At 73.0% G+C, this 14707-nt stretch carries 13 protein-coding genes; 6 read left to right on the top strand and 7 right to left on the bottom strand.

What is annotated here, in order from left to right; all coding sequences use genetic code 11:
• Window positions 1-68 precede the first annotated feature (68 nt).
• Window positions 69-1952: a DUF6345 domain-containing protein gene (locus AB0B58_RS27460; RefSeq protein WP_360229345.1), complete on the top strand. Its 1884-nt coding sequence runs from the start codon at window positions 69-71 to the stop codon at window positions 1950-1952.
• 46 nt (window positions 1953-1998) lie between these two features.
• On the opposite strand, the gene AB0B58_RS27455 is transcribed toward AB0B58_RS27460, so the two are convergent.
• Together AB0B58_RS27455 and AB0B58_RS27450 are read right to left on the bottom strand one after the other, a co-directional pair.
• Window positions 1999-3294, bottom strand: a complete 1296-nt coding sequence (locus AB0B58_RS27455) for an acyltransferase (RefSeq protein ID WP_360229343.1) — start codon at window positions 3292-3294, stop codon at window positions 1999-2001.
• Window positions 3295-3341: 47 nt separating this feature from the next.
• Window positions 3342-3965, bottom strand: a complete 624-nt coding sequence (locus AB0B58_RS27450; RefSeq protein WP_360229341.1) for a hypothetical protein — start codon at window positions 3963-3965, stop codon at window positions 3342-3344.
• Window positions 3966-4124: 159 nt separating this feature from the next.
• On the opposite strand from AB0B58_RS27450, the gene AB0B58_RS27445 reads away from it, so the two are divergent.
• From AB0B58_RS27445 to AB0B58_RS27435, 3 genes are all read left to right on the top strand, one after another.
• Window positions 4125-4529, top strand: coding sequence for a hypothetical protein (locus tag AB0B58_RS27445; protein WP_360229339.1), 405 nt, complete (start codon window positions 4125-4127; stop codon window positions 4527-4529).
• A 195-nt stretch (window positions 4530-4724) separates the two neighbouring features.
• On the top strand, window positions 4725-5813 hold the full coding sequence (locus tag AB0B58_RS27440; protein WP_360229337.1) for a glycoside hydrolase family 43 protein: 1089 nt from the start codon (window positions 4725-4727) through the stop codon (window positions 5811-5813).
• Between the two features lie 56 nt (window positions 5814-5869).
• Window positions 5870-6499 (top strand): NADPH-dependent FMN reductase, encoded by a 630-nt coding sequence (locus AB0B58_RS27435; protein ID WP_360229335.1) that lies wholly within the window; start codon window positions 5870-5872, stop codon window positions 6497-6499.
• On the opposite strand, the gene AB0B58_RS27430 is transcribed toward AB0B58_RS27435, so the two are convergent.
• Window positions 6471-7058 (bottom strand): hypothetical protein, encoded by a 588-nt coding sequence (locus tag AB0B58_RS27430; protein WP_360229333.1) that lies wholly within the window; start codon window positions 7056-7058, stop codon window positions 6471-6473. The genes AB0B58_RS27435 and AB0B58_RS27430 overlap by 29 nt on opposite strands.
• Window positions 7059-7286: 228 nt before the next feature.
• On the opposite strand from AB0B58_RS27430, the gene AB0B58_RS27425 reads away from it, so the two are divergent.
• A complete protein-coding gene (locus AB0B58_RS27425) occupies window positions 7287-9119 on the top strand; it encodes an ATP-binding protein (RefSeq protein ID WP_360229331.1) in 1833 nt (610 codons plus the stop codon).
• 13 nt (window positions 9120-9132) lie between these two features.
• On the opposite strand, the gene AB0B58_RS27420 is transcribed toward AB0B58_RS27425, so the two are convergent.
• Window positions 9133-10086 (bottom strand): hypothetical protein, encoded by a 954-nt coding sequence (locus tag AB0B58_RS27420; RefSeq protein WP_360229328.1) that lies wholly within the window; start codon window positions 10084-10086, stop codon window positions 9133-9135.
• 389 nt (window positions 10087-10475) lie between these two features.
• Between AB0B58_RS27420 and AB0B58_RS27415 the strand changes: the two genes are divergently transcribed.
• Window positions 10476-11705: a lactate racemase domain-containing protein gene (locus AB0B58_RS27415; protein ID WP_360229326.1), complete on the top strand. Its 1230-nt coding sequence runs from the start codon at window positions 10476-10478 to the stop codon at window positions 11703-11705.
• On the opposite strand, the gene AB0B58_RS27410 is transcribed toward AB0B58_RS27415, so the two are convergent.
• The 3 genes from AB0B58_RS27410 to AB0B58_RS27400 all read right to left on the bottom strand — a co-directional run bounded on the left by AB0B58_RS27410 (window position 11662) and on the right by AB0B58_RS27400 (window position 14705).
• On the bottom strand, window positions 11662-12330 hold the full coding sequence (locus tag AB0B58_RS27410) for a nucleoside/nucleotide kinase family protein (RefSeq protein WP_360229324.1): 669 nt from the start codon (window positions 12328-12330) through the stop codon (window positions 11662-11664). The two genes, AB0B58_RS27415 and AB0B58_RS27410, sit on opposite strands and share 44 nt — an antisense overlap.
• A 77-nt stretch (window positions 12331-12407) precedes the next feature.
• Window positions 12408-13049 carry a DedA family protein gene (locus tag AB0B58_RS27405; protein ID WP_360229322.1) on the bottom strand — a complete coding sequence of 214 codons (642 nt, stop codon included), beginning with the start codon at window positions 13047-13049 and terminating at the stop codon, window positions 12408-12410.
• A 75-nt stretch (window positions 13050-13124) separates the two neighbouring features.
• Window positions 13125-14705 carry a lectin gene (locus AB0B58_RS27400; protein ID WP_360229320.1) on the bottom strand — a complete coding sequence of 527 codons (1581 nt, stop codon included), beginning with the start codon at window positions 14703-14705 and terminating at the stop codon, window positions 13125-13127.
• Between the last annotated feature and the right edge of the window lie 2 nt (window positions 14706-14707).

Genomic DNA, 14707 nt, shown 5'->3' with positions numbered 1-14707 from the left:
GGTGCCCCTCTGAGGTTGGTGCGGGACGCGCGCTGACGCCGTTCCCGGACACCGACAGGGGGACCCAGATGTTCGTCGACAAACCGGCCCGACGCCGGATCATCGCGGTGGGGGCCGCCGGCCTGCTCGCCGCGCCGGCCCTCGGCGGCCCGGCGGCCGCCGCCGAGGAACCGCAGACCGTGCCCGTGTACGCCGTGGTGCAGGAGGGCCTCACCGCCGAGCAGGGCGCCGAGCTGGCGAAGGCCTTCGGCGTCCCGAACGCGTTGCAGGCGACCGGCTACTTCGGCTACGTCGATGCGGCCGCGTTCGGGCAGGTACCGCTCACCGCCGCGGGCCGGGCCACAAAGGACGAGTCGGGCCGCGCGGTGCAGGCACAGTCGATCGACCGCGCCGCGCTGGAAAAGATCAGGCCGGTCGCCGACGAGGAGGCCCTGCGCCGCGGCGAGCAGCTGATCGAGCTGGCCAAGCTGAGCCCCGACCTGACCGCCCGCCCGCGGCTGACGCACACCGAGCTGACCCTGACCGACGCGGAGAACCGCAAGCCGCAGGTGCACCCCCTCGACACCGTGGTCAGCTACCAGCTGGACCTGGCCGGGCTCCCGGTCAGCGGGCAGGGCGCCAAGCTGCGCCTGACGGTCGGCCCCGACGGCACCGTCACCCAGCTCGCACACGCGCTGCGCGCGGTCGAGCGCCGCGGCGAGGTCAAGGTGATCGGCGAGAAGGCCGCGCTCGAGGCGTGCGCCGGGCTGTACGGCGCGGACGTACAGCAGGACACCCCGACGCTGGGCTACCAGTTCCCGGAGCTGACCGCCACCGACGCCGGCGGCAAGGGCCGGGTCACCACGATCCAGCCGCAGTACACCTGCAACCCGGTCGGCGGCCGGAGCGCGCAGGCGCACCGGCTGGTCCCGGCGGTGGAGGGCGCCGCACCGGGCGGCAAGCTCGGCGCCTCCCGCGACGGCGACACCGTGACCGCCTCGGTGTCCGTCGAGGGTGGCACCGCGCCGTACACCTACCGCTGGTCGTCGTCGACCACCGTGCTGCCCAGCGACGGCGGCGACAAGCCGGAGATCAGCTACCGGCGTACCCCGCGCGGCCGCGAGGACGACGGCGCCGAGCGGCTCAGCGTCGAGGTCACCGACGCCGACGGCCTCGCCGCCACCGCGCACGTCGACCTGCCGGGCGACGGGGACGCGGCGGCGCGGCTCGAGCCGGGCGGCGGCGGATTCGGCGCGCTCGCCATCGGGCCGACGGACGTCGGCATCGAGCAGACCATCGACGAGTGGCAGTGCGCACAGGACAGCGGCAACGGCTTCCGCAGCGTGATGGCCTCGCACGGCGTCGGCACCCAGTTCGACTGGCGCGGGGCCAACGCCTGGGAGAAGGACTTCAAGGAGCCGTCGCTGGGCGGGCTGGACAGCTCGTACGTCGACGACGTGGACGCGACCTGGTACACCGGCCACGGCTGGCCGGGCGGCTTCACCTTCAAGGGCAACAACTCCGACACCCAGATCACGCCGGCGGACGCCCGCTGGGGCAACCGGGACCTGGAGTGGCTGCAGCTCGAGTCCTGCCAGGTGCTGCGCGACACCAACGGCCACCACGACTACTTCGGCCGCTGGCGCCAGGCGTTCGCCGGGCTGCACATCCTCAACGGCTTCGACACGAACGCGTACTGCGTCTCGGGTGGCACGGGTGCGACGTTCGCCGGCTACCTGTTCCCGAAGAAGTTCCTGTGGTGGGAGCTCCGGCCCGCGTACCGGGTGCAGAGCGCCTGGGCCGCGATGGCGATCGACCGTGAGCCGTCCGGGGTGAAGTACCGCTCGACCGGCCTGGTCCGCGCCGACGGCACCACGAACATCGGCGACCACTTCTGGGGCCAGGGGCCGACCGGCCCGGACATCCCGCTGACCGCGACGACGGGACAGTGGTCCATCTCGGGCACCGTCTGAGCACACCGGAGTCCGCGGCAGGCGACGGCGCGTCGCCTGCCGCGGCTCAGCGCGCCGGCGCGGCGCCGGTGCGGGCGTCGGAACCCCAGCGGGCGGTCATCCAGCGGGCGCCGCGGCGGCCGAGCCGCTGACCGGGCACCTCCACGAAACGGTGCGTCAGCCACGAGACGCCCAGCAGCAGGCCGAGATAGGCGAGCGCCACCGGCACCTCCCCGGCGCCCGGCAACCGGTCGCCCAGCGGGGTGAGCACCGGGCGCAGCAACTGGATCAGCACGAAGTGCACGAGGTAGACGGAGTAGCTGACCCGGCCCAGCCAGGCGAGCGGGCGCCACGCCCACCGGGTGAGCAGGCCGAGCGCGAAGACACCACCGAAGACCAGCAGGGTGATGACCGAGCGGGCCCGGTAGGTCGCGGTCGGCGCCCCGAGCGCGTCCAGTTCGGCGTACCAGGCGAAGAGCAGGGCGGCGGAGACCGCCGCCGCGACCGCTCCCGCCTGCCACCACCCGGTCTGCCGGTGCTGCGCGCGGTGGATCGCGGTGCCGACGAACATGACCGCGACGATGAGCAGCCCGTCCCAGACGTGCGCGGGGTCCTGGCCGGCCGCCAGCAGGGTGCCGGCGATCGCGGCGAGCAGCAGGGCGCCGCACACGACGATCCGGCGGCGGCCGCTCGCCACCGCCGGCAGGCCCGCCGCCAGGCCGAGGGCCACGGCGACGGTCACCGCGCGCACGCCCGCGGGCGTCGCGGAGAGCAGGCCCGGCGCCAGCGGGACGGTCAGGACCGCGATCGCGGACAGCAGGACGGCCACCGCTCCCCCGGTTCGGTGCAGCCGCAGCGCGAAGAGCGCGCTGACCAGCAGGTAGAACACCATCTCGAAGGTCAGCGTCCAGAACACCGGGGTGACCAGGGGAACGCCGAGCAGATGCGGGAGCATCGTGGCGTGTGCCACCGCCGCGGTCACGGGGTGCGCGGCCAGGTACGGATCCATCGGCACCAGCCCGTTCGCGCCGAGGCACAGCACCAGCACGGTGACCACGACATACAGCGGCAGCAGCCGGGCGAGCCGGCTCACCCAGAACGACCGCAGGCTGCCGTGGCGCTCCAGCGACGCCGGGATGATGTACCCGCTGACCAGGAAGAACAGCATGACCCCGGCGGTGCCGGCGTGCAGCCACTCGCCGGTGAAGCCGCGCACGCCGCGGAACAGGTAGCGGCTCAGGTGCGCGTAGACGACCAGGAGCACGGCGACGGCCCGCAGTGCGTCCAGCCAGGCCATCCGCTCGGCCGCGGCGCCCGGGGCCGGTTCGGGCCGGGCGCGAACGGCGGGGGCGGCGTCGAGCACCCGCGAACGATAGCGGGAAGGCCGGCCCGGTGGGACGGGCCCCGCGGTCAGGTCGCCGGGTGCGCCTGCGGCTCGGCGGGGGCGGCGAGGCGGCGGGCCTCGGTCACGTCGGCCATCAGCCGGTCCCAGACCGGGTCGGCGCGGAACGGCCCGGCCTGCAGGCCCTTGCCGACCCGGGCCCACATGTACTCCCACCACGCCGCCACCCGCACCGGCCACAGCCCAACGCGCACGGCGCCGGCGAGGAAGCAGCGGTGCGCCAGCAGGGTCGCCGCGAGGGTCTCCGGGTCCAGCTCCAGCTCGGGATCGTCGATCGCCCGGCCGAGCGCCCGCACGTCGCGGTGCATCTCCGAGTACGCGACCAGGTTCGGCGTCGACGGCACCCGCAACGGCCCGTCCCCGGCGACCATGTCCGCCGCGTAGGACGGCATGAACACGACGTCGTCGACGGTGATGATCAGCGGCAGCTTCTCGTGCCCGCGCCGGACCTCGAGCTCGACGCCGGGCACCCCGGTCGGCGCGATGAGGTACTCGTAGTCCAGCACGTCGGCGGCCAGGAGCCGCACGGCGTCACCGATCGCCGGCACCCGCGCGACCACGAGACCGCCCTCGGCCGACACCTCGAGGCCGGGCACCTCGCCGATCACCTGCGCGAGTTCGTCAGCATCCATGCGCTGGTTATACCCAACCCCCGCACGGGCACGAGGGGCGGGCGCGGTGCGGACCGGCCCGGCAAACTTCGCAAAGCGGCTCGCGGGGCGTTCCGGACCGGCCTGATGCCGACCGAGAGGATGATCCGGAGCGGCCCGTACCGCCGCTACGCTCCGCCGGTGAGCGAGATCGAGTCAGCCCGCCGGCCCCGTACGGCCGTGTGGATCGCCACGGCCGTCGCCGTGGTTCTGGCAGTGGCAGCGGTCGTCTACGTGCTGATGGCGGGCGGCGACCCGCACAAGGTCACGTTCGAGATCGCCTCGAGCGGCGAGAAGGTCTCCTCGATCACCTATGGCGCGGGCGAGAAGCAGCTGGGCAAGGACGTGGGCAACGCCGCCGCCACGCCCTGGTCGAAGTCGGCCGACCTCACCGACGACTCCGGCGACCTGTGGCTGCGCGCCCTCTCGCCGGCGGGCGGCGCGATCACCTGCACGATCTGGGTCGACGACAGGGTGGTCATCGAGGCCACGACGCTGTCCGGCGCGGACTGCGTGATCCCGTTCGACGACGCCCTCGACAGGTAGCCCGACAGCGATCGACATTCGTCAACATATTGACATCCCTGTTTCCGGATCCGATGCTCAGAGAGCGCTCTCAACGCAACGGCAGGGCTGCACCCCGAGGATCCGCCTCCACCCACATTCCCTGCCGGGATGCCATCCCCGGCCGCATCCCCACGGCACGGCATCGAAGCGGAGGCCGACCCGTGGAATGTGACGATGATGAACTCCCGCCGTCCCACCGCACTCACCCTCCTGGCGCTCGCGGGGGCGTTCGCGCTCGGCCCGGCCGCGACCCCCGCCGTGGCGCGGCAGCCCGCACCCCCGGCGGCGCTGGCACAGACCGGCATCCGCGCCGCGGACCCCAGCGTGATCCGCATCGGCACCCGGTACGTCTCGGTGCAGTCCCTGAACGGCGGTATCGCCGTCCGGCAGGCCTCGTCGCCGGACACCCTGGCCGCCGCGCCGGCCCGCCAGGTGTGGGCCGACGCCCGCAACCTGGGTGAGGTGTGGGCCCCGGAGATCACCTTCGACGGCGGCCGCTACCACATCCACTTCTCCGCGGGACGCGGCTCCGCGCACCGCATGTACGTGATCAGCTCGCCGGCGGCCGACTCCGGGTACACGGCCGAGACGCGCCTGGTACTGCCGGACGACCGGTGGGCGATCGACGGCAGCATGTTCACCCACAACGGACAGCGCTACTTCGTCTGGTCCGGCTGGGCCGGCGACACCAACATCGAACAGAACCTGTACATCGCCCGGATGAGCAGCCCCAGCGCGACCACCGGCGGCCGGTACATCATCTCCCAGCCCCGGGAGGCCTGGGAGCGGGTGGTCGGCAACCCGTTCATCAACGAGGGCCCCGAACCGATCAGGGACCCCAACGGGCAGCTGCACGTCTTCTACTCCGCCAACGGCAGCTGGAGTGAGCAGTACTGCCTCGCCGACCTCCGGCTGCGGGCCGGCGGCGACCCGACCTACGTGTGGGACTGGTACAAGTCCAACGGCTGCCTCTTCGGCTCCAACCGCGCCACCATGATGGCCGGCTGGGACCCGACCCTCTACGTCAACGGGCCCGGGCACCACAGCTTCGTGCTGCTCAACGGCGACATCAACACCAGCCCGCCGGCCGGCGCCAGGTTCCCGCTGATGTACCACGCCGTCGCCAAGGGCACGCCGTACACGTGGGCGAACCGCTACTGGTACACCGGGATGTTCCTGTGGTGGGCGAACACCACGTACCGGCGCGCCAACGTGCCCGGTGCCAACACCGACACCGGTTTCGGCCTCAAGTTCTTCGAATGACCGCGCCGGCCGCGTCGCGCCGCCGCCGGCGACGGCCACGCCGTATGGTCGGCGCCATGACGCGCATCCTGCTGATCTCCGGCAGCACCCGCGAGGGCTCCCTGCACACCTCCGCCCTGCGCACGGCGGCCCGGCTCGCGCCGGAGGACATGACCACCATCCTGTACGAGGGGCTGCGCGGGCTGCCCGCGTTCGTTCCCGGGGATCCGGCCCTGCCCGGCTCCGTGGCCGACCTGCGGCGCGCCGTCGAGGAGGCGGACGCCGTGCTGTTCAGCACCCCGGCGTACGCGGGTTCGCTGCCGGGCACGCTGAAGAACCTGCTCGACTGGCTGGTGGCCGGCGGCGACCTCGTCGGCAAGGCCGCGGCCTGGCTCTCGGTGGCGCCACCCGGCGAGGACGACGGCGCCCGCGCGACGCTGGAGACGGTCCTCACCCACGGCAGCGCCCGGATCCTGCGTGCCGCCTGCATCCGCACCCCGGTCAGCCCGGACGCGGTGGACGCGCAGGGCATCGTGGACGATCCGCGGCTGCACCTGGCGCTGACGGACACGCTGCGGGCCCTCGGCCGCCTGCTGGCCGTGAAGGAGAAGCGCGACCAGCCGTCCTGGCAGACGTACTCGAGCGTCTACCCGGTGGTGCTGCGGCGCGATCCGACGGTCACCCGCCACGGACGCACCCAGCCCTGACCTCGCCCTCGCGCCGTCCGGGCGGAAGTGCCCGGCGACGGCGGAGCACGAGGCCGGTGAGCCGCGCGAGGCCGAACTCGTACGCCGCGGCCCCGAGGTTGGCGCCGCCCAGGAAGACCAGGGCGTTGTTCGAGGTGACCGAGTCGCTGATCAGCGCCGCGCCGAAGGCGCCGCCGTAGTAGGGCACCTCCTTGACCAGCTCCATGCCCGCGTACCCGGCCGCCGCGGCCAGCCGCGCCGCCCGGAGGCTGGTCGTGCGGCGCCTGGTCAGGTCGTACGCCGCCTTGGACAGCACGTTGGTGCTGGTCCCGGTCGCCGCCAGGAGCGCGCCGTTGGCCCGGATGCCGGCGCGCAGCCCGATACCCCAGACCGCGTAGCTGGCCACGAGGAACGCCACCGCCCACCGGGGGCTCAGGCCGCCGAGCAGCCCGGAGGCCGCCAGGCACACGCCCGCCACGGTGGCGCCCGCGTCCAGGGCGTAGGCCGACACCGCGGTGGCGGCGAGGCTGACGGCCCACCTGCGCAGGCCCTGGCGGCGCGCGGCCGCTGCTGATGCCATGGCGGGCCTTCCTGGTGACGACGCCCTAGCCATCAACGCGACAGAGCGTGACTGGATACGCGGTGATACCGCCGCGATCCGGACATCGGGGCGGGCCGGGCGAAAAAGGGAGCACCGGCCGGGAGCAGCCCGCCCGCGGCGGGAAACCTGCCGGAACAGGTTGCCCGGAGTCGGGCAGGGATCGCCGAATGGGCGCTCCGCGCAGTTGCCGCGGCGTAGCCTCAACGGGTGAGACCGGCTCCGGCGGTGGATATCTCACCCGGTGGCGAGCCTCGACGACTCGGCTGGCGGGCGCTGCGGATTCTCGTTCCGATCATCGCGCTGGGGCTGGCCGGCACCGCTCTGGCCGCCTTCGCCCTGGGCCGCGCCGAGGAGGACCGGCTCGACCGGGCGCTGAGCCAGCAGACCGCCGTGGTCGAGCAGACGCTCTCGGCCGAGATGCGCCGCTACAGCACCTCCCTGCAGGATCTCGCCGGCGCCGTCGGCGCGCAGAGCCGCCTCGAGTCGGCCGAGTTCAACGCGATCACCGCCACCACCAACCGGCAGCGGCTGCCCGGGGCCACCGGCGTCGCGTTCGTCGTGCCCGCCACCGACGCGCAGGTCGCCGACGTGGAGCGCTTCTGGCGGGCCGCCGGCAATCCCGGCCTGCGGCTGCGGCCGGCACCGGCCGCCACCGAGCATCTCTTCGTCGTCATGGCCCATCCGATCGACGGCGTCGGCGACGCCGCCGGCCAGGACATGGCGGCTTCCCCCCAGGGCACGGCGGCCTTGTGGAAGGCCCGGGAGACGCGTGCGGTCGCGATCAGCTCCGCCTACCGGCTCCTGCGGGACGCCAAGCTGCCCCCGGCTCAGCAGCAGCTGTCATTCGTGCTGGTCGCGCCCGTGTTCTCCACCTCGCCCTCCGCTGCGGACTTCGGGCGGTTCCGCGGCTGGATGATGATGGGACTACGTGGCGAGAACTTCGTGACGGATGCGATCGGCCGGACCGCCGGGGACACGGTCGCCGTCACCCTCTCCGACAACACCGCCGGACGTTCGACGCCGTTCGGGCGCTGGCAGCCGGCCGCCCCGATCGACCGCGACCGGGCCGCCCGCACCGTCACGGTCGCGGTGCCGCAGGGAGAGTGGTCGCTCACGGTGGCGCCCACCGAACGGCTGCTGGCCGGGACCGACCTGCATCTCGACCTCATCGCCTGGGCGGTCGGCGGGATCATCACCCTGCTGCTCGCCACCCTGACCGGCACGGTCATCACGTCGCGCAACCGTGCGCTGCGCAGGGTGGACGCCGCGACCGCCGCGTTGCGCGACGACATCGAGCGCCGCGAGGCGGTCGAGTCGCAGCTGCGCCAGCGCGAGACCGAACTGGTCGGTTTCGCGGGCGTCGTCGCACACGACCTGCGCAGCCCGCTCTCGCGGATCACCGGGTACGCCGACCTGCTCCGCGACGAGGCCGGGCCCGGGCTGGATCCGGTGCACCGCGACTACCTCGAACGCCTCTACGCCGGCGCGCAGGACATGCAGTCCCTGATCGACGACCTGCTGGACTACGCCATGGCCGACAACCGGGCCCTGGTCACCACCGAGGTCGACCTCAACCGGGTGGTGGCCGACGTGGTCCGCGAGCGGGTGAACGGCCAGGGCATCCAGCAGCCGAAGATCGTCGTGTGGCCGCTGCCGAGCGTCGAGGCCGACGCCACCATGCTGCGGCAGGTCGTCGACAACCTGATCGGCAACGCCCTGAAGTACACGCCGGCGGGCGAGGACCCGAGCATCGAGATCACCGGCCGCCCGGTGGACGGCGGCGGATGGCACATCGAGGTGGCCGACCGCGGCATCGGCGTTCCCTGCGACCAGCTCGACACCATCTTCGACGCGTTCACCCGGGCCCGTGGCAGCGAGCGCTACCAGGGCACCGGTCTCGGCCTGGCGATCGTGCACCGCGTCATCGAACGCCACGGCGGCGAGGTCGGCTGCGCCGCGAACCCGGGCGGCGGCAGCCGCTTCTGGTTCTCGCTCCCGGCCGGCATCCGGGTGACGCGGCCCGGGCCCGGCGGCGGCTGAGCACCCGGCGCGCTCAGGAGGTCGCCGCCGCGACCAGTTCCCGGTACGCGGCGACGCCGTCCGGATCCGGGTACCCGCCCGGCGGGGTGACCGACGTGCCGAGGTACCAGTTGCCGTGCTGCCAGTAGCAGATGATCTGGAAGCCGTGCGACACCAGCCAGTCCCGGGAGGCGCGGATGGCGGGCCCCCGCGACGCCCGGACGCCGAGGTCGTCGTCGATGCCCCATTCGGCGAGCGCCAGCGGCCGGGTGAGCGCGCCGAACGCGTTGTACCACCGCAGCATCCGCGGGTCCCGGCCGATGCTGACCGGGTCGTCGGGCTCGGTGCCCCGGGCGCTCGCCTGCCAGTAGAGGCCGAGCCCGTACCCGTCGGCGAAGGCGCTGGGCACGACCCAGTCCCGGACCTCGCGGTCGCCGCCGGTGCCGTTCCTGGTGACCAGCCTCGACTCCGGCCGCCACTGGAAGCCCATGTACACCGGCACCACGTCGATCGCCGGATTGATCGCCTTGGCCAGGTGATAGACCCGCTTGAACGCGCGCACGAACCGCACCCCGGTCATGTCGTCCTCGGGCTCGTGGAAGTACGTCAGGATGCCGTCCTCCGGCATCGCCGCGGCGACGGACAGGATCTCCCCGTCGCAGTACCCCGCGGCAACCGCGACGGGTGTGCAGGACGTCTTGAACGAGTACCAGAGCCGGGCGCCGTACTCGTGCTGGCAGTCGATCGCGTCGGGGGGCGGCAGCTGCCCCTTGTTGGCGAACACCCGGCGGATGCCCAGTTGCTCACCGAGGTTGGCACGTTCCTCGATGAAGCCGGCGCAGGTGTTGCCGTTGCCGATGACGTCGTTCTCGGAGGTGGTGGCGCCGACGACGAACGCCGGCAGCTCCAGGGCCGGCACCTGAGCCGGTGCCGGGACCGGCGGGCCGGCCAGCACCAGCACCAGCACGATCGTCAGGGAAGCGTGCATACGTCCTCCGCAGGCACTCGTGGTGCGTTGACATGAAACCTTGTTCGGGCACGCAACTCCCTTGTGGACCATGGGTGCCGGGGAAGCTGCGTGCGGAGTCGGCGCGCAGGCTCATTCCGGCGCGGGACTCGAATTCCGGACGGGCGGGGCCGGGACGGGGCTGCTCTCGTCGACGACCAGGACACGTCCTCGGTGTACCCGGCCAGATCGTGGTCGGGTCGCCGCACCGCGGCGGTGTCCATGCGTCAACCAGACCAGTATCGACACATCTCCGTCACTATCAGCCACCCGATAGACAACGAACTCCTACCCGAACGGTGGTGTCATGTGCGACATCCACCGGACGCCCCGGGCTTGCCGAACGGCGAGGGCGGGCGCAGGGTACAGGGATGGTGGAGGTCATCGGCGGCGCCGAGGGCGTGCTCGACGACGCCGTCGTGCGGGCGTTCGTCGTGGACTCGCTGAACCGAGCGGACCTGGACGGGCGCAGCGTCTGCGTGATCGTGCCGGACGGCACCCGCAGCTGCCCCCTGCCGCTGCTGCTCTCCGCGGTGCACGAGGCGCTCGACGGCCGCGCCGGCGGGGTCACGGTGCTGGTCGCGCTCGGCACCCACGCGGCGATGAGCGACGAGCACCTGCGGGCCCACCTGGGTGGCACCTACCCCGGCTTCACCGTACGCAACCACGAGTGGTGGGAGCCGGGGGCGCTCGTCTCGCTCGGCGAGATCCCCGCCGGCCGGGTCGCCGAGCTGTCCGAGGGGCGGCTGCGCACCCCGATCGAGGTCGTGCTGAACCGCGCGGTGGTCGAGCACGACGTCTGCCTGGTCATCGGGCCGGTCTTCCCGCACGAGGTGGTCGGCTTCTCGGGCGGCAACAAGTACTTCTTCCCGGGCGTGGCGGGCCAGGAGATCATCGACTTCTCGCACTGGCTCGGCGCGCTCATCACCAGCGCGGACATCATCGGCACCACTGGCACGACCCCGGTACGCGCGCTGATCGACCAGGCCGCGGCGATGATCCCCGGCCGCCGGCTCGCGCTGTGCCTGGTCGTCGAGTCCGGCACCGGCGCGCTGCACGCGGCGGCGTTCGGCCCGCCCGAGACGGCCTGGGCCGCCTGCGCCGGCGTGTCCGCGCGGGCGCACGTGCGCTACCTGGACGCCCCGGTCCGCCGGGTGCTGTCGATCATCCCGGCCAGGTACGACGACATGTGGACCGGCGCGAAGGGCTTCTACAAGGTGGAACCCATCGTCGCCGACGGCGGCCAGGTCATCCTGTACGCCCCGCACATCACCCGGATCTCGGCCATGCACCCCGAGATCGAGCGGATCGGCTACCACTGCCGGGACTACTTCCTGAAGCAGTGGGACCGGTTCGCCGGGTTCCACTGGGGCGTGCTCGCACACTCGACGCATCTGCGCGGGGCGGGCACCTGGGACCCCGGCGACGGCGAACGGGGCCGCGTCACCGTCACCCTCGCCACCGGCATCCCGGAGAAGGTCGTCCGCGGCGCGAACCTCGACTACCTGGATCCCCGCGCGGTGGACCTCGACGCCTACGCGGCGGACCCGGAGACCTTCACGGTGCCGCAGGCGGGCGAGGTCCTGTTCCGGCTGCGGTGACGCGCACGACGAGGCCTGCCCGGTGCCGGGTGCCCTCGATCAGCCCCGCGTTGCGCTGGTCGGAGCCGTACGAGCGCTCGGCCGCCTCCTCGGGGCTGCGGCCGAACCGGATGTGGCGCTCGACCAGCCGCTCCAGCCGGACGCCCTCCCCCGGCTCGACGTACCAGGACTGGTCGAGCAGCCCGGCGACGCCGCCCCAACGGTCGTCGTCGACGAGCAGGTAGTTGCCCTCGGTGATGATCAACGGGACGGCGCGGTGCACCGCCACCGCGCAGGCGATGGACTCCTCGAGGCCGCGATCGAACTCGGCCGCGTACACGATGTCGTCGTGCTGCGGCCGCAGCCGGTGCAGCAGGTTGGTGTATCCGGCGGCGTCGAAGGTGTCGGCCGCGCCCTTGCGGGCGTGCCGGCCGAGGCGGTGCAGCTCCGCGTTGGACAGATGGAAGCCGTCGAGGCCGACCAGCGCGGCCCGCTCGCCCAGCGCGTCGGCGATCTCCCGCGCGAGCGTCGACTTGCCGGCGCCGGGCGCACCGGTGATGCCGAGGATGCGCCGCCGCCCGTCGGCGGCCAGCTCCCGGGCCGCGTCGACGAGCCGACCGACGCTGACCTCGACCACAGCGCTCATGCCATGCCCACCCTTCGCATGCGTTCCCGGCCTTCGCTGTCGGGCCCGGCAGCGGTCGCATCGAGGTTACCGGCGGCTCAGCCGGGTACCGCTGCTAGGCGGCCGAGGCGCTGGCGGACCAGGCGGGCGCACAGGGGTATCGTGCCGAGGCAGGTCGCGCCGATCGCGGTGAGGACCACCGCGCCGCCGCCGCTGGGGTCGGTGCCGGCGGTCACCGCGCCGGCGCCGGCGAAGGCGCCGACCCACAGCACCGTGCCCAGCGCCGACCAGCCCAGGAAGCGGCCGAACGGCATCCGGGCGACGCCCGCGACGATCGGCACCACGGCGTGGATGACCGCGACGAACCGGACGGCCACCAGCGCCGGGGCTCCGTGCCTGCCCAGGTACGCCTCGGCGCGGTCGAAGCGCTCGGCGCCGATCCGGCGGCCCAGCGCGGTGGTGCGCAGCCGGGTGCCGAAGACGCGGCCGACGGCGTACCCGAGAATCTGGCCGGTCAGGGCGCCGGCCGTGCCCACCGTCACCGCCAGGGCGAAGCCGGCCGGGCCGGCGGGCAGCGAGCCGGCCAGCATGACCACCGACTCGCCGGGCACCAGCAGCCCGAGCAGGAAGGTCATCTCGACGACGACGGACAGGAACGTGACCAGCAGGACCGACCGCTCGTCGAGCGTGCCCAGCCAGTCTACGAGTGACGTCGCGGCGTTCATCAGGTCTGCGATCACCCGTTCAGCCTCGTCGGCCGGCCGGGCCGGGGCTATCAGGTCATCCCCCGAGAAAACCCTGAGCGGTGCGGCGCGTCAGCCCCGGGTCCAGAGCTGGTTGGCGGCGTGGTGGCAGGGCCAGATGATGACCGCGGCGCCGGGCGCGGTCGACGCGCCCGAGACGTCCAGGCACTGGCCCGACTGCACCGCGGTGACGGTGCCGTCGGCGTTCGCCCGGAACTGCTGGTTGGCGCCGCCGTGGCACTCCCACTGGATCACCCGGCTGCCGGCCGTGGTGCCACCGCCGGAGACGTCCAGGCAGCGGGTGCCGTCGTAGACCCGCAACTCGCCCGCGGTGGTGAGGTTCCAGCGCTGGTTGGCGCCGCCGTTGCAGTCGAAGATCTCCACGGCGGCGTCGTTGACGACCAGGTTGTCGTGCACGTCCAGGCAGCGGCCGGAACCCTGGCCGACAAGCGTGTGGCCGGCGTAGGCCACGCCGCCCGAGACGCGGTAGACGACCGTGCCGTGCGCGGGGACGGTGGCGCCGATCGTGCCCGTCGTGGTGGTGGCGGCCCCGCTCCACAGGTCCCTCAGGGCGTAGGAGCCCGCGGCGTTCATGCCGATCTGGGCGGCGCTGGTGGTGATGGTCGCCGCGGTGGCGTTCTCGTTGAACAGCGCCACCGCGCGGTCGCCGCCCGCGAGCACCTTGCTGAACACCCACTGGCCGCCGCCGTTGCGCACCACGTAGGCCTGCCGGCCCAGCGGGTCCTGGTCGACGGCGATGACGGCGCTGTTGGTCAGGATGCTCAGGGTCGCCGGGGAGGCGCTGCGCAGGTCGGAACCGATCAGCAGCGGGGCAGACATCATCGACCACAGCGAGAAGTGGGTGCGGTACTCGGTGTCGGTCATCCCGCCGTTGCCGACCTCGAGCATGTCGGGGTCGTTCCAGGCACCCGGCCCCGGGTACGCGGCCAGCACGCTGTTCTGCCGGATGATGTTCAGTACCGAGCCCCAGTTGTCCTCGATGTCGCCGGTGGTGCGCCACAGGTTGCCGACCGGCCCGGCCCACCGCCACGGCTGGTTCGAGCCCCACTCGCAGATGGCGAACACGATGGGCCGCCCGGTGGCCGCGAGCGCGTCCCGCATCCGGGTGTAGCGCTGCACGGCGTCGCGGCCCTGGTTGTTGCAGTTGTCGTACTTGAGGTAGTCGACACCCCAGGAGGCGAACAGCCGGGCGTCCTGCTCCTCGTGGTCGAGCCCGCCGGGGAACCCGATCGCGTCGCACGTCGCGGTCCCGGCGCTGGTGTAGATGCCGAACTTGAGCCCCTTGCCGTGCACGTAGTCGGCGAGGGCCTTGATGCCGTTCGGGAACCGGGTGTAGTCCGGCACGAGGTTGCCCTGTGCGTCCCGCTGGCGCTGCGCCCAGCAGTCGTCCAGGTTCACGTACTGGTAGCCGGCCGCCTTCAGGCCCCGGTCGACGAAGATGTCGGCGATGCCCTTGATCATCGCCTCGTTGAACTCGGCACGGCAGTGCGTCGAGTTCCAGTTGTTGAAGCCCATCGGCGGCGTCCGGGCGAGCCCGTTGTCGAGGGCGGCGGCGGGTGCCTGCAGCGCGGGCACGGCGCCGGCGGCCGCCACGGCGAGCAGCAGGGAAACGACGATCCGGCTCGTCCGCATCG

The sequence above is a fragment of the Actinoplanes sp. NPDC049118 genome (assembly GCF_040648555.1).
GTDB lineage: Bacteria > Actinomycetota > Actinomycetes > Mycobacteriales > Micromonosporaceae > Actinoplanes.
The sequence above is the reverse complement of the archived record's forward strand: the minus strand, read 5'-3'. Positions and strand labels throughout refer to the sequence as shown.

What these genes read in the sequence shown, in the direction of transcription:
- AB0B58_RS27460 (WP_360229345.1), top strand. Translation starts at nt 69, where the DNA reads ATGTTCGTCGACAAACCGGCCCGACGCCGGATCATCGCGGTGGGGGCC.
- AB0B58_RS27450 (WP_360229341.1), bottom strand. Translation starts at nt 3,965, where the DNA reads ATGGATGCTGACGAACTCGCGCAGGTGATCGGCGAGGTGCCCGGCCTC.
- AB0B58_RS27440 (WP_360229337.1), top strand. Translation starts at nt 4,725, where the DNA reads ATGATGAACTCCCGCCGTCCCACCGCACTCACCCTCCTGGCGCTCGCG.
- AB0B58_RS27435 (WP_360229335.1), top strand. Translation starts at nt 5,870, where the DNA reads ATGACGCGCATCCTGCTGATCTCCGGCAGCACCCGCGAGGGCTCCCTG.
- AB0B58_RS27430 (WP_360229333.1), bottom strand. Translation starts at nt 7,058, where the DNA reads ATGGCATCAGCAGCGGCCGCGCGCCGCCAGGGCCTGCGCAGGTGGGCC.
- AB0B58_RS27420 (WP_360229328.1), bottom strand. Translation starts at nt 10,086, where the DNA reads ATGCACGCTTCCCTGACGATCGTGCTGGTGCTGGTGCTGGCCGGCCCG.
- AB0B58_RS27415 (WP_360229326.1), top strand. Translation starts at nt 10,476, where the DNA reads ATGGTGGAGGTCATCGGCGGCGCCGAGGGCGTGCTCGACGACGCCGTC.
- AB0B58_RS27410 (WP_360229324.1), bottom strand. Translation starts at nt 12,330, where the DNA reads ATGAGCGCTGTGGTCGAGGTCAGCGTCGGTCGGCTCGTCGACGCGGCC.
- AB0B58_RS27400 (WP_360229320.1), bottom strand. Translation starts at nt 14,705, where the DNA reads ATGCGGACGAGCCGGATCGTCGTTTCCCTGCTGCTCGCCGTGGCGGCC.